This window comes from Megasphaera massiliensis (assembly GCF_000455225.1).
Classification (GTDB): Bacteria; Bacillota; Negativicutes; order Veillonellales; family Megasphaeraceae; genus Megasphaera; species Megasphaera massiliensis.
Window position 1 is genome coordinate 84,463 of record NZ_HF954532.1, and the last position, 21,874, is coordinate 106,336.

The 21,874-nt window shown below is 50.8% G+C and carries 22 protein-coding genes, 5 tRNA genes and 1 other annotated feature; of the genes, 3 read left to right on the plus strand and 24 right to left on the minus strand.

From position 1 onward, the window contains the following. The 16 genes from TX77_RS00480 to TX77_RS00555 form a co-directional block, all read right to left on the minus strand. A partial coding sequence (locus TX77_RS00480; protein ID WP_044502997.1) for an elongation factor Tu occupies nucleotides 1–768 on the minus strand: 768 nt, incomplete at its 3' end. A 136-nt stretch (nucleotides 769–904) separates the two neighbouring features. Then, nucleotides 905–981 (minus strand) — tRNA-Met (locus tag TX77_RS00485). 5 nt (nucleotides 982–986) lie between these two features. After that, nucleotides 987–1,062, minus strand: a tRNA-Thr gene (locus TX77_RS00490). A 60-nt stretch (nucleotides 1,063–1,122) separates the two neighbouring features. Then, nucleotides 1,123–1,198, minus strand: a tRNA-Met gene (locus TX77_RS00495). 4 nt (nucleotides 1,199–1,202) lie between these two features. Next, a tRNA-Tyr gene (locus tag TX77_RS00500) sits at nucleotides 1,203–1,288 on the minus strand. Between the two features lie 6 nt (nucleotides 1,289–1,294). Then, nucleotides 1,295–1,370 (minus strand) — tRNA-Thr (locus TX77_RS00505). A 208-nt stretch (nucleotides 1,371–1,578) separates the two neighbouring features. Beyond that, nucleotides 1,579–2,907 (minus strand): replicative DNA helicase, encoded by a 1,329-nt coding sequence (gene dnaB, locus TX77_RS00510; protein ID WP_044502864.1) that lies wholly within the window; start codon nucleotides 2,905–2,907, stop codon nucleotides 1,579–1,581. Between the two features lie 13 nt (nucleotides 2,908–2,920). Beyond that, complete coding sequence (gene lonC / locus TX77_RS00515; protein ID WP_044502865.1) at nucleotides 2,921–4,828, minus strand: Lon family ATP-dependent protease; 1,908 nt, start codon at nucleotides 4,826–4,828, stop codon at nucleotides 2,921–2,923. A gap of 23 nt (nucleotides 4,829–4,851) precedes the next feature. Beyond that, nucleotides 4,852–5,298, minus strand: coding sequence for a 50S ribosomal protein L9 (gene rplI / locus TX77_RS00520; protein WP_044502866.1), 447 nt, complete (start codon nucleotides 5,296–5,298; stop codon nucleotides 4,852–4,854). Beyond that, nucleotides 5,295–7,310: a DHH family phosphoesterase gene (locus TX77_RS00525; RefSeq protein WP_044502867.1), complete on the minus strand. Its 2,016-nt coding sequence runs from the start codon at nucleotides 7,308–7,310 to the stop codon at nucleotides 5,295–5,297. Before TX77_RS00525 ends, rplI begins: the two co-directional genes overlap by 4 nt. Nucleotides 7,311–7,328: 18 nt before the next feature. Continuing rightward, nucleotides 7,329–8,285 (minus strand): YybS family protein, encoded by a 957-nt coding sequence (locus TX77_RS00530; protein WP_044502868.1) that lies wholly within the window; start codon nucleotides 8,283–8,285, stop codon nucleotides 7,329–7,331. An 84-nt stretch (nucleotides 8,286–8,369) separates the two neighbouring features. Beyond that, entirely contained in the window at nucleotides 8,370–10,031 is a 1,662-nt protein-coding gene (locus TX77_RS00535) for a ribonuclease J (RefSeq protein ID WP_044502869.1), read from the minus strand. A 205-nt stretch (nucleotides 10,032–10,236) separates the two neighbouring features. Next, complete coding sequence (locus TX77_RS00540; protein WP_044502870.1) at nucleotides 10,237–11,097, minus strand: hypothetical protein; 861 nt, start codon at nucleotides 11,095–11,097, stop codon at nucleotides 10,237–10,239. Between the two features lies 1 nt (nucleotide 11,098). Then, a complete protein-coding gene (gene thiD / locus TX77_RS00545) occupies nucleotides 11,099–11,902 on the minus strand; it encodes a bifunctional hydroxymethylpyrimidine kinase/phosphomethylpyrimidine kinase (protein WP_081651666.1) in 804 nt (267 codons plus the stop codon). Nucleotides 11,903–11,923: 21 nt separating this feature from the next. After that, nucleotides 11,924–12,421: a SixA phosphatase family protein gene (locus TX77_RS00550; protein WP_230197980.1), complete on the minus strand. Its 498-nt coding sequence runs from the start codon at nucleotides 12,419–12,421 to the stop codon at nucleotides 11,924–11,926. 9 nt (nucleotides 12,422–12,430) lie between these two features. Next, on the minus strand, nucleotides 12,431–12,733 hold the full coding sequence (locus TX77_RS00555) for an ArsR/SmtB family transcription factor (protein ID WP_044502872.1): 303 nt from the start codon (nucleotides 12,731–12,733) through the stop codon (nucleotides 12,431–12,433). A gap of 255 nt (nucleotides 12,734–12,988) precedes the next feature. On the opposite strand from TX77_RS00555, the gene TX77_RS00560 reads away from it, so the two are divergent. Continuing rightward, a complete protein-coding gene (locus TX77_RS00560) occupies nucleotides 12,989–13,513 on the plus strand; it encodes a nitroreductase family protein (RefSeq protein ID WP_044502873.1) in 525 nt (174 codons plus the stop codon). Nucleotides 13,514–13,529: 16 nt separating this feature from the next. Here the strand turns inward: TX77_RS00560 and TX77_RS00565 are convergent, their stop codons facing one another. The 3 genes from TX77_RS00565 to TX77_RS00575 are packed head-to-tail and all read right to left on the minus strand — an operon-like array spanning nucleotide 13,530 to nucleotide 15,453. Then, nucleotides 13,530–13,970, minus strand: coding sequence for a Fur family transcriptional regulator (locus tag TX77_RS00565; RefSeq protein WP_044502874.1), 441 nt, complete (start codon nucleotides 13,968–13,970; stop codon nucleotides 13,530–13,532). Beyond that, on the minus strand, nucleotides 13,967–14,785 hold the full coding sequence (locus tag TX77_RS00570) for a metal ABC transporter permease (RefSeq protein ID WP_044502875.1): 819 nt from the start codon (nucleotides 14,783–14,785) through the stop codon (nucleotides 13,967–13,969). Before TX77_RS00570 ends, TX77_RS00565 begins: the two co-directional genes overlap by 4 nt. After that, nucleotides 14,785–15,453, minus strand: a complete 669-nt coding sequence (locus tag TX77_RS00575) for a metal ABC transporter ATP-binding protein (RefSeq protein WP_044502876.1) — start codon at nucleotides 15,451–15,453, stop codon at nucleotides 14,785–14,787. Before TX77_RS00575 ends, TX77_RS00570 begins: the two co-directional genes overlap by 1 nt. 132 nt (nucleotides 15,454–15,585) lie before the next feature. Between TX77_RS00575 and TX77_RS00580 the strand changes: the two genes are divergently transcribed. Further along, nucleotides 15,586–16,512, plus strand: a complete 927-nt coding sequence (locus TX77_RS00580; protein ID WP_044502877.1) for a metal ABC transporter substrate-binding protein — start codon at nucleotides 15,586–15,588, stop codon at nucleotides 16,510–16,512. Between the two features lie 59 nt (nucleotides 16,513–16,571). Then, nucleotides 16,572–17,300, plus strand: a complete 729-nt coding sequence (locus tag TX77_RS00585) for an HAD family hydrolase (RefSeq protein WP_044502878.1) — start codon at nucleotides 16,572–16,574, stop codon at nucleotides 17,298–17,300. Between the two features lie 100 nt (nucleotides 17,301–17,400). Here the strand turns inward: TX77_RS00585 and TX77_RS00590 are convergent, their stop codons facing one another. Genes TX77_RS00590 through TX77_RS00610 form a run of 5 tightly spaced genes read right to left on the minus strand, consistent with a single transcriptional unit; the run spans nucleotide 17,401 to nucleotide 21,527 of the window. Continuing rightward, complete coding sequence (locus TX77_RS00590) at nucleotides 17,401–18,174, minus strand: amino acid ABC transporter ATP-binding protein (protein WP_230197981.1); 774 nt, start codon at nucleotides 18,172–18,174, stop codon at nucleotides 17,401–17,403. A 7-nt stretch (nucleotides 18,175–18,181) separates the two neighbouring features. Continuing rightward, nucleotides 18,182–18,886: an amino acid ABC transporter permease gene (locus tag TX77_RS00595; protein ID WP_044502880.1), complete on the minus strand. Its 705-nt coding sequence runs from the start codon at nucleotides 18,884–18,886 to the stop codon at nucleotides 18,182–18,184. Next, entirely contained in the window at nucleotides 18,887–19,618 is a 732-nt protein-coding gene (locus TX77_RS00600) for an amino acid ABC transporter permease (RefSeq protein WP_044502881.1), read from the minus strand. A gap of 20 nt (nucleotides 19,619–19,638) precedes the next feature. Next, nucleotides 19,639–20,511, minus strand: coding sequence for a transporter substrate-binding domain-containing protein (locus tag TX77_RS00605; RefSeq protein ID WP_226870323.1), 873 nt, complete (start codon nucleotides 20,509–20,511; stop codon nucleotides 19,639–19,641). Between the two features lie 20 nt (nucleotides 20,512–20,531). Continuing rightward, a complete protein-coding gene (locus TX77_RS00610; RefSeq protein WP_230197982.1) occupies nucleotides 20,532–21,527 on the minus strand; it encodes a uroporphyrinogen decarboxylase family protein in 996 nt (331 codons plus the stop codon). 64 nt (nucleotides 21,528–21,591) lie between these two features. After that, nucleotides 21,592–21,806: a binding site (T-box leader), on the minus strand. Nucleotides 21,807–21,874 lie beyond the last annotated feature (68 nt).

The window sequence follows — 21,874 nt, forward strand, 5'->3', positions numbered from 1 at the left end:
ATCTTTCGGTTTATCAGCAAGGCCTACGATTTCAACGTTATCGCCGACTTTCAATTCGCCACGTTCAACACGGCCCGTAGCAACAGTGCCGCGGCCGGTGATGGTGAAGACGTCTTCGACAGGCATCAAGAACGGCTGGTCCGTCGGACGCTGCGGGGTCGGGATATATTCGTCAACGGCATCCATCAATTTGAGGATAGACAGTTTGCCGATTTCACTTTCGTCGCCTTCGAGGGCTTTAAGAGCAGAGCCAACGATGATAGGTACATCGTCGCCGGGGAAATCATAAGAGCTGAGGAGATCGCGGACTTCCATTTCAACGAGTTCCAACAGTTCCGGATCGTCAACCTGGTCAGCTTTGTTGAGGTATACAACGATAGCCGGTACACCGACCTGGCGAGCCAAGAGGATGTGTTCACGAGTCTGCGGCATCGGGCCGTCAGCAGCGGATACGACGAGGATAGCACCGTCCATCTGAGCAGCACCGGTGATCATGTTTTTAACATAGTCGGCATGGCCCGGGCAGTCAACGTGTGCATAGTGACGTTTGTCCGTTTCATATTCAACGTGTGCAGTGTTGATGGTAATACCGCGTTCACGTTCTTCCGGAGCTTTGTCGATGTCGGCATAGTCTTCGAATTTAGCGTAGCCTTTTTCAGCCAAAACTTTGGTGATAGCTGCCGTTAATGTCGTTTTGCCGTGGTCGACGTGACCAATCGTGCCGATGTTGACATGCGGTTTCGTTCTTTCAAAATGTTCTTTTGCCATGATAATTCCTCCTTTAAAAAACATCTATCACTTGCATTTTATCACATATCCATATTCTTTGCTAAAAAAAACAATAAATTAAGCAAAAAATATGTCTGCATATAGAAATAACCCCGTATATACGAGGTTATCAGTGTGGTGGCGGCTCGGAGATTCGAACTCTGGACACTGCGGGTATGAACCGCATGCTCTAGCCAACTGAGCTAAGCCGCCATGTGTGGAGCTATTGACCGGGATTGAACCGGTGACCTTATCCTTACCAAGGATACGCTCTACCGACTGAGCTACAACAGCTTGTATACAGGTCAAAGCCTTGTATGAAGTTGTTTCTTACTAAGACTAGTAAAAAAAATTTGGTAGCGGGGGCAGGACTTGAACCTACGACCTTCGGGTTATGAGCCCGACGAGCTACCAACTGCTCCACCCCGCGACATTGGTGGTGGGGGAAGGATTCGAACCTTCGAAGGCGAACGCCGGCAGATTTACAGTCTGCTCCCTTTAGCCACTCGGGAACCCCACCATTTTTTGGAGCCAACGATAGGACTTGAACCTACAACCTACTGATTACAAGTCAGTTGCTCTACCAATTGAGCTACGTTGGCTTATCGTTCCATAGAACATAGTCTATTATAACTAAGACTTGATGTTCTGTCAAGAACTTTCATCAGTTTCTTGTCCTTTTTCTTCGAAATCAAAAGTGTTTCCGACTTCTCGGAAGAACCGCTGACTTAATTAGTATACTACACCGTCTGGAATAATGCAAGTATTTTTTTATCTTTTTCTTTCCCTCTTCAAAAAGAACGCAGCACGTTATCCTTCGTGCTGCGTATCCAAGTTGAGGAACAAAGTAAATTCATTTTTAAAGTAAAGTTTGACCGAGCCCACCGGCCCGTTACGATGCTTCGCCAGGATGACCTCCGTAATGTGCTGATTTTCCGTTTCCTTATCGTAATAGTCTTCTCGATATAAGAAGGAAACGATGTCGGCATCCTGTTCAAGAGCCCCCGATTCACGGAGGTCACTGAGCATTGGCCGCTTATCCTGACGGCTTTCTACGCTTCGGCTGAGCTGAGACAAGGCGATCAAAGGCACTTTGAGTTCCCGGGCTAAGGCCTTCAGGGATCGGGAAATTTCAGAGATTTCCTGCTGGCGGCTTTCCGAGTTACGCCCCTGCATGAGCTGCAGGTAGTCGACGATAATGAGATCCAGGCCATGCTCTGACTTTAGCCGCCGCGCCTTAGAACGCATTTCGGCAACGGAAATCCCCGGCGTATCGTCGATGTAGACCGGCGATTCATAGAGCTTGTCGCAGGCATCGGTAAGGCGCGTCCATTCGTCATCACTGTTGAGCTGACCCGTACGCAGCTTTTGTGAATCGATATGAGCGATCTGGCAGAGCAGACGCTGTACGAGCTGTTCCTGAGACATTTCCAGGGAAAAGAAGGCCACCGTCTTTCGCTGACGGACGCCGACATTCTGAGCAATGTTCAGGGTAAAGGCCGTCTTACCCATACTGGGCCGGGCGGCGACGAGGATGAGATCAGACGGTTGAAGGCCCGATGTCATGCGATCGAGGTCGCGAAATCCCGTAGGAAGGCCCGTAAGACCGGCCTTATTTTCATAAAGTTTGGTAATTTTATCGAGGGTCGTTTCGACGACGGCGCCGACAGAGGCAAAGTCGCCGCGGTTTTTCGTATCCGACAGCTGCAGAATCTTTCGTTCGGCATCGTCGAGGAGGTCCTCCGGCTCCTTTTCTCCGTCGTAGGCTTCAGTCGTCAATTCGGTACACGTCGAAATAAGGTTCCGCGCCAAGGCTTTTTCAGAAACGATGTTGGCATGGTATTCGATGTTGGCTGCCGTCGCGACCATATTGGGCAGCTGCAGGACGTATTCGACGCCGCCGACATCATCCAGGCGCTTCATGCGCCGCAGCTCTTCGGTTAAGGTAATGACGTCGATTTCTTTATTTTCCCGATGCAGATGTTCCATGCCCTCAAAGATGACGCGGTGGACATCCCGGTAAAAGTCGTGCGACTGCAGTCGTTCCATCGCCAAGATGACCGCATCGTGGCTTAGGAGCATAGCTCCGAGGACAGCTTGTTCGGCTTCGACATTCTGCGGTGGCACCCGCTGTTCCATACTATGATTCCCCCTATTTGACCAACATCAATTTCAGTACGTCGTCAATATCAGCGGCATAATGGATATCGAGTCCCAGATGGCGTTCCGGAATGTCATGAGAATTTTCCTTAGGGATAATGATGCCCTTCATGCCGGCTTGGCAGGCCCCGTAGGCTTTTTCAAAGACGCCGCCGACGGGTTTGACCTGACCTTGGATAGAGATTTCCCCGGTGAGGGCCATGTCCTGACGGACGGGCACGCCGGATACGGCTGAAATAAGGGCCGTCGTAATGGCACAGCCTGCCGACGGGCCGTCGATATTGCCGCCGCCAACAAAATTGATGTTGACGTCGTAATCGGAAAGTTCTTTCCCCGTCACGCGGCGCATAACAGCTGCCGCATTGAACATCGAATCCTTGGCCATGGAGCCTGCCGTATCATTGAATCGGTAGTATCCTTTTCCCGGTTCTCGCGCCGGAAAGGCAACGGCTTCAATTTCAATGGCAGATCCCAGGTACCCGGCAACGCCAAGGCCGAACACCTTGCCGACGACCGGCGTATTGCTGGCCTTTTCCGTCACATAGGGAACGAGGCGGCTGATCTGGGCGACGCGGCGGACATGGTCCTTGGTAATGCGTACCTGATCTTTATTTCCCGACTGGAATACGGCCAATCCGTAGGTATCGGCCAGAATGTTGACGGCTTTTCGCCCTTCAATGGTAAATTCGGCAATAGATTTAGCGACGCCGTCTTCAAGGGATGCCCCCAGTTGTTCCGCTGCATGAGAAACGATTTTTTCGATGTCCGTCGGAATGAGGGGTTCAAAAAAGATTTCTGCACAGCGCGAGCGAATGGCCGGATTGATTTCCGACGGGTCTCTCGTCGTGGCTCCGATGAGAATGAAGTCCGCCGGTGCCCCTTCGGCAAAGAGTCTGCGGATATATTGGGGGACGTTGGGATCGTCTTCATCGTAATAAGCCGATTCGAAGCGAACCCGTTTATCTTCCATGACTTTTAACAATTTATTGAGCAGCATCGGATCCATTTCACCGATTTCATCGATGAATAAGATGCCGCCATGAGCTTCGGTGACCAGACCCGGTTTCGGTTCCGGAATGCCCGTATCGGCCAAATCGCGGCGAGCCCCCTGATAAATCGGATCGTGAACCGAGCCGATGAGGGGGTTGGTCATATCCCGCGAATCCCAACGAAGGGTCGTCCCGTCCGTTTCTACAAAGGGAGCCTTAGGACCAAAGGGCGTAAAGGCCAGTTTCTTTGCTTCATCGAGGACGATGCGGGCAGCCGTCGTCTTGCCGACGCCAGGCGGTCCGTAGAGGAGCAGATGCTGGGGATAGACGGAAGCCAGCTTACTCTGCATGGCTTCGACGGCCCGTTCTTGACCGACGATGGCACTGAGCCGTTTCGGCCGTACCCGTTCCATGACCGATTCCGTAAGTTCGACCTTTTCGAGGTCATCCAATTCTTTGAGCTTGCGCTTGGTCTGCTGCGTTTCTACATCGTGCAGTTCTTCTTTGATGAGTTCCATCTTGATTTCCCGCACGTATTCCTGCTGCTTTTCGTCCATGCGCTGAGTAATTTTCTTTTCCAGTCGTTCCTCAACGGCCTGACGGGCCAGCATTTCGGCAAGGACCATTTCAAGCTCATTGAGAACATTGATGACTTCGTCGTCACCGGGCACCTTATCGTACGATACGTCTTCGTAAATGAGACGCTGTAGTCCGACCAGACGCTGGCGGGGGTCTTCAGAATGAATGTACGACAAGGCTGAGTATTTGCTGGCACGGAGGACCATTTTTTCAGACCCTATAAGGCCAGTAAAAGCGCCATAAAGCACATTAACCTGGCGGCGGAGTTCTTCCTCCGCCGTAGGTTCTAAGTACTTATGGCGCTGTAACAGTTTATCCAATAATTCTTTCATTGTAACCTCTTGCGGCTAGTGAATCAGCCTTCTACAACGTGTATTTTAATGACACTGGTAATGGTCGGATGAACACGGATGGTGACATCGTAGTCGCCGACGGATTTAATCGGATCCTTGATTTCAACTTTCTTCTTGTCAAGGTCGATGTCATACTGTTCCTTCGCAGCGTCACTGATGTTCTTTCCGGTAATGGCTCCGAATACTTTGCCGCCTTCACCGACTTTAACGGGAATCGTGAGCTCTACTTTCTTGAGCTGACTGGCCAAGATGACCGCTTCGTCTGATGCTACCTGGGCCTTATGCTGAGCTGCGGCTTTCTTCTGCTTGGCATCGTTGATATTTTCCGACGTGCCCGGCGCTGCTAATTTACGGGGCAGGAGGAAGTTGCGGCCATAGCCTTCGGAGACTTCGACGATGTCCCCCTTTTTTCCGAGTTTCTTTACATCTTCTAATAAAATTACCTTCATTTTTCATCAATCTCCTTATTTTTATCTAACGTTTCACGGAGAGCCGCCATGACGACGTCTTGTGCTTCTTCCATCGTGCGCCCTTTGACCTGGGCACCGGCTACGGTGCGATGACCGCCGCCGCCAATGGCTTCCATGACGAGTTGTACATTGATATCGCCTCGCGATCGGGCACTGACGCCAATATAGCCGTCGTCGAGGTAGTAAAAAGTAAAGCTGGCTTCGACCTTGTCGATATTAACCAAGGCATCGGCAGCCTGTGCGGCAATGATCATGGCATTAGCCTGTCCCTTAGGACAACTTGCGACAGCAATGCCGTCTTTAATGCGGGCTCCCGACAGGATGGCAGCCCGGTCCTTTACGGTATCAAAATCACAGCTGAACAGATCGCGGACGATGTCGGGATCGGCTCCGCAGCGACGAAGATAAGAAGCCGCATCAAAGGTACGGACGCCGGTCTGGACGGCGAAGTTCTTGGTATCGACGACGATACCCGCATAGAGGGCCGTCGCTTCGATTTTAGCCAGATCTACATCTTCCTGGAAATACTGTAAGAGTTCCGTTACGAGTTCACTCGTCGACGAACTCGACGTTTCAGTATACGTAAGCAGCGGTTTTTGGATAAAATCCGAACTGCGGCGGTGGTGGTCGATGACGACGCGGTGATCGGTCTTGGTCAAAAGTGCCGGCGCCGCCGTCATATCCGGCCGATGCGTATCGGTGATGAACAGCAGTGTCTGGTTATTGCAAATTTTTTCTGCCGTTTCCGGGGAAATGATCAAGTCTTTGAAATCAGGATCATCCATCAGTTCTGACGTCAGGCGCTGAACGGCATCGGCCTGATCGCTGAGGACGACATGGACCGGCTTTTCAGCCAGACGAGCCATGTGCGCAACGCCGACGGCAGCACCGAGGCTGTCATAATCTTCCCGTTCGTGCCCCATAACCAGGACCATTTCACTATTGTCAATGAGTTCATGGATGGCTTGGGATACGACGCGGGCCCGTACGCGAGTATTCTTTTCGACGCTCCGCGTTTTACCGCCATAAAAATGAGGTGACCCATCGTCTTCATAGACGACGACCTGGTCACCGCCGCGCCCTAAAGCCAAATCGAGGCCTGCCCGGGCTTTATCGGCTAATTCATTGAAGTCGGCCTTACCGGCAGCGATGACGTCGCTCGGAAAGAGAGCCACGCCCATACTGAGGGTAACGGGAATCTGGTTTACCGTATGGATGGCACGAATTTTTTCTAAGAAAGCAAAGTTGTTCTCTTTATAAAATTCGAGTGTTTCCCGACTCATACAGGCGATGTACTTTTCATTGCCGTAGCCGCGGATGAAGCAGTTGTGCCCGGACAGTTCACCAATGAGAGCGTTATTGACATTGGTCACCAACGTCGCCCGCTGGACGGCCGTCATCCCCTTGGCGACTTCTTCCATATTGTCGATTTCGATATCACAAAAAACGGGGACAGCTGCCAAAGAATTTATCTTCTGCCGTTCCGTATCGGTAATGTCTTCAAAGTAAAGGATGAGGTAGTTGTCATCTTCTGCCGCTTCGGTCTGCAAGTACTTATAGACGACGCGGTAATATCGTTCGCTGATGTGTTCAAAAAAATAGCCCGATTTTCCCCAAAATTTATCAACTTTCAAATTGGGCATGATATGATCCAGCTTCTGATCATTGTCGATATCGCCTACCCAATCACGAAAAACACTGTTAGCCCAGCACAGATTCGACTGCATATCGATGATGGCAATGCCGATAGGCAGGTTCTGTACAGCATACGTCGATGCCTGATCGACACTGCGTGAAATGGCATCGAAAAACTGACTTATTTCTCGGCTGCGTTCATTGTGATTCTTGCGGGTCAGGACATAGGCACCGCCGGTCAGGATAACGGCCAACAAGGCAATGATCCAATTATAGACGGCAATGACAAGAATCAGCAAGACAGTAATCAGGAAAAAAGGTCCGTCCGACCGTCTTGACAGCAAATTTTTAAACATGGTTCCGCCCCCTGCACACTAACGCGTGTAATCTTTTTTTCTATAGTTCGCAAGCATGTCGAAGATGCCGGCCACAAAGGCAGCATACGAAAAAACAGGCATGACAAAAAACAGGATGAGGATCAGGGCCTGCAAGCCATTTCTCAGTTGGAAACGGCGGTTGATGAGGTACAAAATAAGGGCAATCCCCTGAACACAAAGAAAAAAGTAAGCAAGCTGAGAGAGATTCATGCCGATGATATTGAGCCAGTCAATCTCCCGGGTAACGCCCCAATACTTCATGACCAAGGCCAATATATATAAGTATATCATACAACGAGGCATTTCCCAATAACGAATCGGCAAAAAGGACTCGACCGAAAAGCCCAGGCGCCGCAGGATAACTTGAGAAAAGGCGATATGGATATAGGCCATGATCATCATACCCAAGGCAAAGAACATGGGCAGAAGAGACGGCAGCAATTCCCGGATCTGTGCCAGCTGGGCCATATTTTCCGTCAATTGAACATCGGACATGCCCTGTGACTTGTACTGGGCTTCCAGTGTATCCATGAGCTGGGTAAAGAAGTCATTGAACTGAGTAAAGATATTGATATCCAAGGCGACATACGCCAAGAGGCAGGTCAGGGCAAAGGCACCGGCCAAGACAGCCGCCACCGTTCCCAAAAGGCGTGCAGCCGGCCATTGATTCCGAAATCCGGCTCCCAAGGCAAGGCCGACAGAGCCGAAGATAATGAACTGATAGAGTGCCGTAATCGGATCGATGAAGATGCCCATAAGGACGCCGACTGTGACGCCGAGCAGTACGGCATAACGCAGGCCGTACTTCATAAAGATAATCGTCATCGGCACGGGCATGATAAAGTAGCCAAAGAAAGAAAAGACAGGTACAAATGTACTTAGAAGCGCAAAAAGCAGCATTATGGCGGCAAAGCAACCGGCCGTCGTCAGCGGCGTAACACGCTTCTGCTCCATAGGATTTCCCCCTTCCAATAAAAACTGCGAAACAGCGGAGACAAGAGATGCCCCCGCTGTCACAGTACAACGATATGTCACGTTTTATACTTCCATAATAATCGGTAAAATCATCGGGCGGCGCCGCGTCTTTTCATAGAGATACCGACTGAGGGTATCGCGTACTTGAGACTTGATGACAGCCCATTCGCGAATATTTCCGGCTTCACAGCGTTCGAGAACAGCGGCAACCCGGTCGTGGGCTTCGCGGATCAGTTCTTCGGAATCACGGACATAGACGAAGCCGCGGGATACGATATCGGGGCCGGCCAAAGGATGGCTCGTGCCCTTTGCCAAGGTCATGACGACAATGACGACGCCTTCCATAGCCAGCTGCTGGCGGTCGCGGATGACGATGTTGCCGACGTCGCCGACACCGAGGCCGTCGACGAAGACGCGGCCGGCATTGACATGGCCCGTCTTATGACCGGAGCGATTGGAAAATTCAAAAATCTGTCCATTGTCGCCAATGAGGACGTGATCTTTGTCGACGCCCATCATGACAGCTAAGTCGCCATGGGTCCGAAGCATGCGGTATTCACCGTGAATCGGAACGAAGTAGTTCGGCTTAATGAGCCCCAACATGAGCTTCAGTTCTTCCTGGCTGGCATGGCCGGATACATGAATTTTCTTATCCCGACCGGCGATGACATTGGCACCGAGGCGCATGAGGTTGTCGATGGTACGGCCGACACCGGTTTCATTGCCGGGAATCGGCGTTGCCGAAATGATGACCGTATCGCCGGGCATGATGCTGACGCTGCGGTGGTTATTAGATGCCATACGGGACAACCCGGCCATCGGTTCGCCTTGGCTGCCCGTCGTCAGGATGAGGACCTGGTCAGCCGGATAACGGTTGAGCTCATCCGGTTCGATGAGGACGCCTTCGGGCACATTGAGGTAGCCCAGTTCAATGGCAACCTGAACGTTGTTGACCATGCTGCGGCCGAGAACGGTTACCTTACGTTTGAATTGGATGGCCGTATTGATAGCCTGTTGGATACGGGAAATATTCGAGGCGAATGTCGCCAAGATAATACGGCCCTTAGCTGCACGGAAGGCCTTGCGGAAAGCATGGCCGACCGTCGTTTCCGATTCAGTGTACCCCGGCCGTTCGGCATTGGTACTGTCCGACATCAGGAGCAGTACGCCGCGGCGGCCTAATTCTGCAAATTTGTGCATGTCCATCTGTTTCCCGTCGACCGGTGTCATATCGACTTTAAAGTCCCCTGTATGGACGATCGTTCCGACAGGAGTGCGGAAATAGAGGGCACTGGCATCGGGAATAGAGTGATTGGTGTGGATAAAGCCGACTTTCATACAGCCTATCTGTACTTCGTCACCGTGATGAACTTCGTTCAAGGTGTAATTCGTAATGTGGTTTTCTTTGAGTTTCCCTTCAATGAGGCCGCATACCAGTTTCGTTGCGTACACGGGCACGTTTACTTCATTGAGTAAGTAGGACAAGCCGCCGATATGGTCTTCGTGACCATGAGTGATGACGACAGCCCGTACTTTGTCCCGGTTTTCAATCAAGTAACTCATGTCCGGGATGACGAGGTCGATGCCGAACATATCGTCATCAGGGAAGGCCAGACCGGCATCGATGACGATAATATCGTTTCCGTACTGGATAACCGTCATATTCTTGCCGATTTCACCTAAGCCACCTAAGGGAATTACCATGAGTTTTTCTTTTTTAGCCAAAATATACCTCCTAAAAATAAATATAGTTGTATCCGTTCCAACCGGAGCCCCCCTATCGGAGCTGCAGGTCTATCCTATATGAAGATAAAACGAACAGTAGTGGAAATAATTCCTTCTATCATATTTTCCGTTATTTCCGGGACGCTGTCAACAATCTAGCTTATTTTTTTGAATAATCCTTCATTCTTACACAAAAATTTTACAATTACTTTCCGGTTTTAGCTGTCTTGATGATATTTTCCGGGACAGTCAGCCGGGTTCCCTGGGGCAAGGCCGTATAATCAATGGTCAAATTGACTTCGCTCATTTTAATGAAAGACTGGGATACGGCTTTTTCAGCATCATTGCGGCCAAATTCGTCAACCAAGGTCAAGGCCAAGCTTCGGAGCTGGTCTGTCAAGGGCAGGCTGATGCGGGAAATGCGCTTCGTCGAAGGATCGATGGTAACGACAGTCTGTACGTCGCCGACTTTCTGCAGTCCCTGAAGGACCTTGGCCAACACGCGGACCTGTTCATCGGTCATGCCTTCCTTCTTCCAGTTGGCTTCATCCGAGGCCGTATAGAGACGGGATGCATCAAAGACGACATGATAGTCGTTGCCGCCGGCACGGGTAACCGATTTTACACCGGAAAGGACGTTGTGATCGTTCGTCAAATAGCTGGCAATGGGTTTAGAATCCTTTAAGTCATAACTTTTCTTCATCCACTGGCTGTCGTTTCCCTGAGTCTTGTAGTAGACGTCGAATTTTTTCCCGTTCTGGACGCCATAAGCCTTGTTCTGAGGAATTTTATCCATGGCCTGGGAAGCGAAGCCTTCGGTCTTTACTTGCGATTCGACGACGAAAGGCTGTTCCTGGATATTGATCTGATTGACGACGGCGCCGTCACCGACGAAGGGCATCTTGATACCTAAGGTCAAGGTATAAGCCCCCTGGGGATGAGCCGCCATATTGCGGGCCGCTTCTTCATACGTATCCTGAGGCGTTGATGCAAAAGCGACGCCGCCAATAGAAGCTGCCGTCATGACCAGGCAGCAGGCCTTTTTCAAAGAGTATATAATGTTCATATCAATTGACACCTGCTTTCTTATATAATTCATAGAAATGATGGATCGGGCCATGGCCTTTGCCAATCGGTTCGGCATGGGCGATTCCTTCAAAGACATACGTTTTAGCAGCCTGAACGGCATCGGACAGGCTCATGCCGTTGGCTAAATTAGAAGCAATGGCACTCGACAGAGAACATCCCGTTCCATGAGTGCTCGTGCTTTCAATGCGTTTTCCCTTATAGTAATGGAATGTTTCGCCGTCGAACAGGACATCCGTCGCATCGGCAATGCGGTGACCTCCTTTTACCAATACGGCCTTAGCTCCCATGGCGGCAATGGCTTTCGCCGCCCCTTCCATATCTTCAAAACTTTCAATCTTTTTACCGGTCAATACTTCCGCTTCCGGAAGGTTCGGTGTCAACACATCGGCTAAGGGCAGCAATACGTCCTTCAAGGTCTGTTCGGCTTCCGGAGCCAGCAGACGATGGCCGCTGGTAGCAACCATGACCGGGTCGATGACGACGAAGGCCGGACGGTACTGCTTCAATTTTTCAGCAATGACCCGAATCGTTTCGGGCACGCTGACCATGCCGATTTTAACGGCATCGACGTCGATATCTTCAAATACGGCATCAATTTGAGATGCGATCAGTTCCGGTGTGACGTCCATATACCCGCGAACGCCCTGTGTATTCTGCGAAACAACAGCCGTAATGACATTCAAGGCAAAGCAGCCGTGAGCACAAAAGGTCTTGCAGTCGGCTGCCGCACCGGCTCCGCCGGACGGATCGGTACCGGCAATGGACAATACATGTTTCATCATAGATAAAACCTCCAACCATCGTTATTTTTTACGAGACGCCTCCAAAAATTTCAAAGCTTTCGGATGAGCGTAGAAAAGCAAAGAGGCCGAGCCGATTCGCCCGCCATGGACGTCAAAGTCCAAAAGGGCCATGCTGCCGGTCTTGAAGTCGACGGCTGTCCCCGTCCAGGCCTGAACCCAGCGGTCGAGGAAGGGTGAATGGCCGACGATGCAGACGACGTCCGATTTTTCCTGACTCAAAATTTGATCATATACGGCGACGAGGTCTCCCGAAGCCAGGGCTTCATGGGTATGGAACTGCCCGATTGGCAGCTCTTGTTCCAAGTAAGATGCCGTCTGGCAGGTCCGTACATAGGGACTGATCCAAAGTGCCGTTTTTCCCTCCGGCCACCACGATGCGGCCCAAGAGGACATAGAAGCGGCCTGACAGCAGCCTTTTTCCGTCAATTCCCGCTGTTTATCCGGCTTTTTTAAAGAAAAAGGCTGTGCCTTTCCGTGGCGCATTAAACAAAGATACATAGGCCCCCCTTATTCGGCGACGTGCTCCAACCCGACGTTGAGCAGCGTAAATACGTGGGCATCGGCCAAGGAATACTGCACGTTCTTACCTTCCCGCCGGAACTGAACCAAGCGGGCATCCCGCAAAATACGCAGTTGATGAGATACAGCCGATTGACCCATGCCAAGTTCTTCAGAAATACAACGAACGCAAACTTCTCCATCCATGAGAAGGCGTAAAATGCGAAGCCGTGTCGGATCTCCCAAAACCTTGAAGACATCGGCCAGCGGTTGAATATACTCCTGTGAAAGCTTCGGTGCTTGTGTTTTCAATGCAATCGCTCCTAGATACTATCTTCATCACTATCTAATCGTTTTATTATAGCATATTTTTCCATCAAATCGCCAGTATCAAGCAATAGATTAAGGCCCCGTCTCCGGAGACTGCCTGACAGGAAAAAAGAATCCTTTTTTGTCTCATCCCTCCCCTTTTCCTGCCAACGTCGACGACCTATAATAGGACTGACAAACAATCATAGCGGCGAGCTCTCGAATCGACTTGCCGCAACTTTTCAAGGAGTGATTTTTATGAACGAAACCATCCGCACCCTTACGAACAGGAGGAGTGTCCGAAAATACAAAAAAGCCCAGATCTGCGACGAAGACCTCCATCTCATCCTCCAAGCCGGAATGAATGCCGCCAGTGCCAAGGGAATCCAGCCCTGTACCATCGTCGTCGTTCAAAATCCGGACACCTTGGGCCGCTTGACGGCCATGAATGCCAAAATCAAAGGAACCGCCACGGATCCTCTGTACGGTGCCCCGACGGCCCTGGTCGTTCTGGCCGACATGGAAAAGTCCCCCAACGCCTGGTCTGACGGCTGTCTTATTTTAGGTAATCTCATGAATGCCGCCGCAGCCCTGCACCTCGGTTCATGTTGGATAAACAGAGCCCGTGAAGAATTTGAACTCCCCGAAGGAAAGTCTTTACTTCGAGAATGGGGCCTTCCGGAACACTTAGTCGGCGTCGGCCACTGTATCGTCGGATACGGCGACGGGCCGGAGCCGGCTGCGTCTCCGCGAAAAGACAATTTCATCAAGTTTATCCGCTGATACAGCGAAAAAGCTCCTACCGTTCGGACGGCGGGAGCTTTTTTTTGCAGGCAGGGCAGTACCCGTAGAGTTCGAGATTATGGCTGACGATATCGAAATCAGTCTTTTTTTCAACTTCTCGTTCATAATCATGGAGCGGACAGTGCGGTAAGTCTACGATTTGATGGCACTGTAAACAGATTAAACGGTGTGTATGGCCCGGCCGCCGCAGAGAAAACCCGTATTTCCCTTCGTCGGGAAGAAAAATTTTTTCCGTCAAATCCCGCTGGGTAAACATTTCCAAGATTCGATAAACCGTTGAAAAACTGACCTTATTCCCGCCTTCGAGAAGTTCCGCATAAACGGCTTCGACCGTGACGAGTGTCTGTTTACAGCTCAAGACATCCAGTACGAGATTGCGGGCCTTGGTACTCTTCATTCCATGTTGACGAAGGCAGTCTTTATACGTATCACTCATGACTGACGCCTCTTTTCTCTCCATGATAAAATCCCTTCTTTATAGATGATGACCAGCACCAAGACGGCGACAGCCGTCAGGGCCGTGACTCCGCCGGGGGCAGCATCGATATAATAGGACAAGAACAGACCCGACAAAATATCGACGAAACTGAAAAAGATGGAATACATCAGGGTCTGACGAAAGCCTTTTCGAAGCTGCAGGGCCGCCGCTACGGGAAGGGCTATGAGAGAGCTGATGACCAAGATACCGACGATGCGAATGGATACGGAAATCGTCGCCGCTACCAGGACAGAAAAAATATAATTGACGACTTTACTGTGAACGCCGGCAATCTGGGCCCCGTCTTCATCGAAGGTCAGCATGACCAGTTGGGGATAGAGCTTGGCAATGAGGGCCATGGAAACGACGCTGAGGGCGATAACGGCGTACACATCGTCCGTCGAGACCGTGAGGATACTGCCGAATAAGAAAGACTCTACATTGGTATGAACCAGTCCGGCACTGATGATGGTAATGGCAAGGCCGACGGAGAGGGACAAGATAATAACCAAAATCAACTCGGCATAACGTCTGAAACGACTGCGCAGAACTTCAATGAGGATGCCGAAAAAGCTGGTCAGGCCAAAGGCGCCGAGGACGGGGTTCCAATCGAGGAGTAACCCGACAGCAACGCCGGCTAAAGACGCATGGGATAAGGCGTCACCAATCATGGAATAGCGGCGCAGGACGAGGAAGATGCCGATGAGAGGGCAGACAATGGAAATGAGGATGGCTACGATAAAGGCATTTTGCATAAAAGCATATTCAAACATCAGTCTTCCCCTCCCATCGTAACCGACATATATTCATCGAGGTAGGCCTTCGGCGAGCAGAAGTGGCCATGGCCGCCGACGACGTGGAACAGTTTCGTCGAATTGCGGACGGCAAATTTCAAATTATGCTCTACCGTAAGGACTGTAATCCCTTGATTCTCATTTAAATCCTTAATAAAGGGGTACAATTCTTCCTGACTGCGGACGTCGATGCCCGTCGACGGTTCATCGAAAATGAGCAGATCGGGATGCCCCATGAGAGCTCTGGCAATGAGGACTTTCTGACATTGACCGCCGGATAAACTGCCGATGAGCTGGTCTTTTAAATCATAGACCCCCATCTGCTCTAAACAAGTCCGTATGAGGTCCTTCTCTTTTAAATGAAGGACTTGCCGGTAACAGTTGAGCACTTCCCAGACGGTGATGGGAAACTGGCTGTTCAGCGTTTCAAAGCGCTGCGGCACATAAGCCCGATGACGATAGGTATTGGAAATGACGCCGCGGCTCGGCACGAGGAGTCCCAAGATGAGTTTAATCAGGGTGCTCTTGCCGCTGCCGTTTTCGCCGACGACGGAAATATAGTCCCCGTTCCGAATGGTCATATTAATATCTTCGAGCAAATACTCGCCGTGTTCATAAGAGAAGTAAACGTGTTGTAAATCGATCATAACTGCCTCCGCTGCCATAAAATTGTCGGTAGTTTATTATATCTCTACGCAAACGAAAATGCAAGGCATTTGCAAGTAATTGACAAAAAAAGGCGGTCGTGATACGATGAACGCCATAGGAGGTCGGTATCTATGTCATCTCATCACTCCCGTCTCCCGGCGCGGTTCTTGATGCTTCTGATTGCGGCTATGACCTTGTTGGTTCTGGCCGGCTGCGGCACCACGGCCGATGTACCAGACGACGGAAAACTGAAGGTCGCCGTCACCTTTGACGCCTTAAAAGAATTTACCCAAGCCGTCGGCGGCGATAAAGTCGATGTTTACACCCTCATTCCCGACGGAACGGAGCCCCATGAATTCCAACCGACGACGAAGACCATCAAACGCCTCGGTCAATCGCAGCTCTTCGTCTACAACGGACTGGGCATGGAACCTTGGGCTTCAAAAGTCGTCGATGCGGCCAAAAATACGTCCCTTCACACGGTCAATGCCTCTCAAGGCATTACACCGATCAAACTCACCGATGAAGAAGAAGCCCACGATCACGGCGACTATGACCCGCACATTTGGCTCAGCCTGATCAACGCTCAGCAGGAAGTGCGGAACATCGCCGATGCACTGTCCGAGGCCGATCCGGCCAACAAGGCCTACTATCAGCAGAATGCCGAAAACTACACCCGGCAGCTCCAAGCCCTGCAGGACGAATATGCCGGCAAATTCGCGAAGGCGCCCCGCAAGGATTTTGTCACCGGCCACGCCGCCTTTGCCTACTTATGCCGAGACTTCGGCCTGACTCAACAAAGTGTCGAATCGGTCTTTTCCAGCGGTGAGCCGAGTGCCCGCCAGCTGGCAAGGCTTGCCGATTACTGCCGGGCCCATAACGTAAAGACCATCTTCGTCGAAGACATGGTAAGTCCCGAAACGTCAGAAACCTTAGCCCGCGAAGTCGGCGCCCGCGTAGAGACGATCCACACCATTGAAACCAGTGAAGACGGCAAGTCTTACCTCGACCGCATGCAGGACAACTTAGAAAAGATTTACCAAAGCAGCCTGACTTGACAACCGGGCCGTTGAACGTTAAACTGTTCCGGTAAAAAGAACATGCAGGAGGCTCTCTCATGACAACCAAAAAATACAATGCCGTTATTTTTGATATGGATGGAACGGTCCTCAACACCTTAGATGACCTGACCGATGCCTTAAACTATGCCTTAGCACAGACCGGCCACGCCCATGCTTATGCGCCAGCCGATGTTCGCAACTTCTTCGGCAGCGGTGTCGTCGTTGCCATCACGCGAGCCTTAGCGATTGAACAGGACCTCGCCTCGTATGATGAACTCGAAGCCATCGGCCAGCCCGGCGACAAGGTCACCCCGCAAATCGACCCTCAGGAAATCACCCGCATCCAGGACATCTATAAGCCTTATTATGCGGCTCACTGTGCCGTAAAGACCGGCGAATACGACGGCATCAGCACCATGATTCGCCGCCTCCGCGAAAAGGACGTCAAAGTGGCCGTCGTATCAAACAAGCCGAATCCTGCCGTACAGGACTTGGCTGCCGACTATTTCCCGGACCTCTTCGACAGCGTCCTTGGTGAACAGCCGCAAATCCGCCGTAAGCCGGCTCCGGACATGGTCCAAAAAGTGCTCCATGACCTCGGCCTCGCACCGGAAGACGCCGTATACGTCGGCGATTCTGAAATCGATATCCAGACAGCCCAAAATGCCGGCCTCGACTGCATCAGCGTCACCTGGGGCTTTCGGCCGACCGAATTTCTGAAAAGCCACGGAGCTTCCATTCTCGTCGATACACCGGACGAGATTGTCTCCGTCGTCATCGGTTGATTCCTCAAAACACAGATTCTGCACCATACAAAGAAGGCCTCCTTCCCTATCGATTGATAGAGAGGAAGACCTTCTCTTTTTATATTCTATTATGCTTCTTTTATTCCTCTTCGTCCGGACCGTCAAAGGCGGTACAGAAGATGCGGTGCAGGAAGCGCTTAGTCCGCTCTTCTTTCGGATGCTTGAAGATATCTTCCGATGAACCTTCTTCGACGATGACGCCGCCATCCATAAAGATGACATGGGTCGCCACGTCGGAAGCAAATTTCATTTCATGGGTGACGACGATCATCGTCGTCCCGGCTTTAGCCAAATCGCGCATGACCTTCAGCACGTCGCCGACCAGTTCCGGGTCGAGGGCCGACGTCGGTTCGTCAAACAAGATAACGTCCGGATTGACGGCAATGGCCCGGGCAATACCGACACGCTGCTGCTGGCCGCCGGATAATTGAGCCGGATAGTAATCGGCCCGGTCGATCATGCCGACGCGCTGCAAGGCATCCCGCGCCGTCTGTTCGGCTTCGGATTTAGGAATGCCGCGGCCCGTCGTCAGGCCGAGCATGACGTTTTCCAAAACGGTCTTGTTGGCAAACAGATTATATCCCTGGAACACGAAGGCCGTCTTCTTGCGGACAGCGGCAATCTCCTTATCGGAAGGCTTGCTTAAATCGATGTTCATGTCGGCAAATTCCATCTGCCCCTCGTCAGCCCGTTCGAGAAAGTTAAGACACCGCAGGAAGGTCGTCTTCCCGGAACCGCTCGGCCCCAGGATGACGACGACATCTCCTTTATTGATTTCCATATTGAGGTCTTTTAAGACCTCTACGCCGCCAAACTTCTTACGGACGTTTTTAATAGACATTAACATAAGCATACTCTCCTTACACGGCACGGAAGGCACCGATTCGTTTTTCAGCTATGCGGTAAATGAGCTGGACAATCGTGCAGACGATGATGTAAACGACGAAGACATCCAAATAGGCTTCAATATAGTTATAGCCGTACGAGGCGGCAATTTTCCCGATAGCCAGTACGTCTTTGACCGTCATCAGGAATGCCAGCGACGTGCCCTTGATCAAATTCACCGTAATATTGCTGACCGCCGGCAGGGCGACGACCATGGCCTGGGGAATGATGATTTGGCGATAGGTCTGCCATTCCGAAAGCCCAACGGATACGCCGGCTTCCATCTGTCCCTTATCGATACTCATCAAGGCCGAGCGGAATACTTCGGCTAACAAGGCGATAGTATTGAGAGAAAAGACGATGACGGCATACCAGAAAGGATTGACGCTTTCAAAGATATTGAAGGACGAGCCCATGGACTTCAATGCGAAGTTAAGGAAGCTCGGCAAGAGACTGTACATCAATAAAATCTGTAGTACCAACGGGGTTCCGCGGACAAAGGAAATATAAAATCTCGTAATCCCCGTCCCCAGTTTATGCCCCCGCAGGCGAATGACGGCCATATAAAAGGAGATGGGAAGAGCGATGATCAGTGACAGAGCCGTCAGCCCTAAGGTAACGCCGATACCGTCCCAGATCTTATAAAACGTTTCAATCATAAAACCATAATCGAGTTCCATTTACGGCTCACCTCCTCCCGCCCGGGCATGACCCATATGGACGCCCTTGTCGAGGACGCCCTCCAAGAGAGCAAATCCCTTTTCAATGATCAGGGTCATGATCCAGTAAATGATCATACAGGCCAGATAAATTTCAATACTATAGGCTCCAAAATTTTGAGCGATGATCAAATTCCCCTTACCGATCAGGTCGATGAGGCCGATCGTATAAGCCAAGGCCCCTTCTTTAAGCAAGTTAATCGTCGAATTGCCGAAATTAGGCAGGGCAATAAGGGCCGCCTGGGGCAGCATGACCTGATAAAAGGTCTGGAACGGCGTCATGCCGATGCTGACTCCGGCTTCATACTGTCCTTTGGGCACAGCTTGATAAGCCGCCCGAAAGACTTCCGAAATATAGGCTCCGAACAAAAGGGTAAAAGTAATGATTGCAAACAGAGCCCGATTGGTATCATTAATATCATAATCCGTCATCGATTCTATCAGCTTGGGCAGTCCATAAAAGACAATGAACAGCAGCACGATAGGAGGGGTACACTTCAAGATGTAAGTGTACCCGTGCGCCAGCCAGCGCAAAACCCGGATGCGTCCGAGTTTTGCCCAGGTCAGGCCCATCCCTAAGAGGGAACCTAATACAATGCTTGAAACGGCTACCAGCAGCGTTACCGACAGATACGACAATAAATCCGGCATAACCGAGAAGATAACAGACGGATTAAACACACGTGTATCCATCAAAACGTCCTCCTTCGCCTTTACTGCGTAATATAGTTAGACAGGCTTTCGCCAAAGTATTTCTGTTCCAGTTCGGCAATCTTGCCTTCCTTGCGCAGTTCATCGATGGCCTGGTCGACTTCGTCAGCCAATTTCTGTTCTTTCTTATTGAACAAGGGGTAGGTCGGAATGCCTTTATAGCGGATGTAGGTCAGGCTGTCGTTGAATTTGTGGTACGGTGCATCGTCTTTGACGATGTTGTTCTTGTAGCTCAGTTCAACTTCGAGGTAGCCGTCATAGCGGCCTTCCATGACCCAGCTGTAAGCGTCGGCAATCTGGAAGGCTTCCGACGACTGAAGCTTGATCTGTTTGTCAGGATGTTCCTTATTATAGGTATCGATGACCATGTAGCGGGCATCCTGAGGTGCAATGGGAACGAGTTTGCCGCTGTACTGGGCAAAGGAATCCATGTCATGGATCTTATCAGCGTCGGCTTTACGGATGACTAAGCCGATGACACTGGCGCCAATGTAGTTTTTCGGGAAGATGTATTTCTTTTCCCGAGCTTCCGTTTTCCAGATTCCCTTCGTACCGATTGTGTATTTACCCGATTCGACGCCGATGAGCAAATCATCGTCCGAGGTCGGTGTAAACTTCCAGGTATACTGGGGCAGCTTCTTGGCTACTTCCTGCATGACGGCAACTTCAAAGCCGTCGGGCTCGCCCTTATCATTGACGAAATCATAAGGCACGTAGTAGTTGGTAAAGGCCACGTTGACGACCTTTTTCTGGCCGTCTCCGCCGCCGGCGGCAGAATCACTCTGTTTACCGCAGCCGGCAAGGACTGCTGCTACGACACCGACTAATGCTGCCGTCAATACGGCTTTCCCTAACTTTTTCATGGTAAACTTCATTTTCATCTTCCTCTCTCTGCCTATCGGGCAGCTTCACGAACCCACTCAAAATGCTTCCAATCGATATCACGCGGAACGGTGCAGTCAGCGCCGAGAAGGACGCCCTGTCGGCCGGCTTCTGCTAAAATCCGCTTCGTTTCGGCTTGAATTTCTTCTTTCGAGCCCTTATACAACAATTCAGAATCTAAATTTCCAAAACCGCCTAAAGCCGGGCGATTGTTGAGGATTTTCCGGCCTTCCGGAATGGGGACGCCTTCGACGACAACGGCCCAGTTTACGGTTTTTACATCGTAATCTTTATATAAGGAAAGGTCATTGCGGTGACCGGCATAACCGCAGATGTGGAGAATATTGTAGTCGCTGACGCTGTTGGCAGCGGCTAAGATTTCTTTTTCTCCCGGTTCCAAGACCTCTTTGTACAGCTCCGGCGAAATACCCAGTAAATTCTGAAGGCTGAAGTAAATGCCGGTGACACCGCCTTCGGTAATCAGCCGTTTGGCAAGTTTCGCCAAATCATGGGAAATAACATCCAAGCCCTGACGTACGGCCTTTGGGTCTTCCTTGACGGCATTGGCCAGGAAGGCTTCACTGGCATCGAGGTCGGCCTGCATGAATTTGACCGTCGTTCCGGCACAGAATACGTTGAAGAACATGGCCAATTCATCGCCATAACGAGCTGTAAGGCGTTTCGCATAGTCGATCTGCTGGGTAAACCACTTATCGTCATCGGCTAAGGGTTTAATCTTTTTAAAATCAGCCGCCGTCTTAAGGTTCGTAGCCGTTTCATTTTCATAAGGGAAAAAGCCGTCGGTCATGATTTTAACGAAGTCCGGTTTGGCTTCATCGATGTAGCGGGTCTGGCCGGCGAAGACCTTTTCCGTCAATTCCGGATGTTCGAAAGCATTGGCATGGATTTCATCGTCTAAGAAATGAAACCAAAAACCGGAAGGGACGCGTTCAACCGGTTTGCCGTCCATGGCTGCTAAAACTAAGTCTTTTTTGCTTTGTGTCATCATAACTCCCCCTGCATACAATATCGAATAATCAGAAAATCATACAAAAAAAGCCGCCCATCTCTACAACAGAGACGGCGGACCGCGGTTCCACTCTGAATTGCAGCCTAGTGCTGCCACTCGAAACCGGTAACGTCGGTAATACGGGATGACATACTCAATTCCTTCATCCTGCTCCCAAATGCATTCCACCATATTCCAAGGCCAAACGGGCTTTCAGCCAGTGACCCGTCTTCTCTGTTGTCTCTTCCTATGTGTACTTGTTTTGGTCATTGCATTTCTCAATGTCTACAACAATAGTACACATTAAAACATATCTTGTCAAGTATAGTTTCAAAAAAGTTTTTTTA

Excerpts from the sequence above, each read along its gene's own strand:
- TX77_RS00610 (WP_230197982.1), bottom strand. The coding sequence starts at position 21,527 with ATGATGACACAAAGCAAAAAAGACTTAGTTTTAGCAGCCATGGACGGC.
- rplI (WP_044502866.1), bottom strand. The coding sequence starts at position 5,298 with ATGAAGGTAATTTTATTAGAAGATGTAAAGAAACTCGGAAAAAAGGGG.
- TX77_RS00530 (WP_044502868.1), bottom strand. The coding sequence starts at position 8,285 with ATGGAGCAGAAGCGTGTTACGCCGCTGACGACGGCCGGTTGCTTTGCC.
- TX77_RS00525 (WP_044502867.1), bottom strand. The coding sequence starts at position 7,310 with ATGTTTAAAAATTTGCTGTCAAGACGGTCGGACGGACCTTTTTTCCTG.
- TX77_RS00600 (WP_044502881.1), bottom strand. The coding sequence starts at position 19,618 with ATGGATACACGTGTGTTTAATCCGTCTGTTATCTTCTCGGTTATGCCG.
- TX77_RS00595 (WP_044502880.1), bottom strand. The coding sequence starts at position 18,886 with ATGGAACTCGATTATGGTTTTATGATTGAAACGTTTTATAAGATCTGG.
- TX77_RS00550 (WP_230197980.1), bottom strand. The coding sequence starts at position 12,421 with ATGTATCTTTGTTTAATGCGCCACGGAAAGGCACAGCCTTTTTCTTTA.
- TX77_RS00575 (WP_044502876.1), bottom strand. The coding sequence starts at position 15,453 with ATGATCGATTTACAACACGTTTACTTCTCTTATGAACACGGCGAGTAT.
- TX77_RS00580 (WP_044502877.1), top strand. The coding sequence starts at position 15,586 with ATGTCATCTCATCACTCCCGTCTCCCGGCGCGGTTCTTGATGCTTCTG.
- TX77_RS00565 (WP_044502874.1), bottom strand. The coding sequence starts at position 13,970 with ATGAGTGATACGTATAAAGACTGCCTTCGTCAACATGGAATGAAGAGT.
- TX77_RS00570 (WP_044502875.1), bottom strand. The coding sequence starts at position 14,785 with ATGTTTGAATATGCTTTTATGCAAAATGCCTTTATCGTAGCCATCCTC.
- TX77_RS00540 (WP_044502870.1), bottom strand. The coding sequence starts at position 11,097 with ATGAACATTATATACTCTTTGAAAAAGGCCTGCTGCCTGGTCATGACG.
- TX77_RS00560 (WP_044502873.1), top strand. The coding sequence starts at position 12,989 with ATGAACGAAACCATCCGCACCCTTACGAACAGGAGGAGTGTCCGAAAA.
- TX77_RS00585 (WP_044502878.1), top strand. The coding sequence starts at position 16,572 with ATGACAACCAAAAAATACAATGCCGTTATTTTTGATATGGATGGAACG.
- TX77_RS00605 (WP_226870323.1), bottom strand. The coding sequence starts at position 20,511 with ATGAAGTTTACCATGAAAAAGTTAGGGAAAGCCGTATTGACGGCAGCA.
- TX77_RS00590 (WP_230197981.1), bottom strand. The coding sequence starts at position 18,174 with ATGCTTATGTTAATGTCTATTAAAAACGTCCGTAAGAAGTTTGGCGGC.
- dnaB (WP_044502864.1), bottom strand. The coding sequence starts at position 2,907 with ATGGAACAGCGGGTGCCACCGCAGAATGTCGAAGCCGAACAAGCTGTC.
- lonC (WP_044502865.1), bottom strand. The coding sequence starts at position 4,828 with ATGAAAGAATTATTGGATAAACTGTTACAGCGCCATAAGTACTTAGAA.
- thiD (WP_081651666.1), bottom strand. The coding sequence starts at position 11,902 with ATGATGAAACATGTATTGTCCATTGCCGGTACCGATCCGTCCGGCGGA.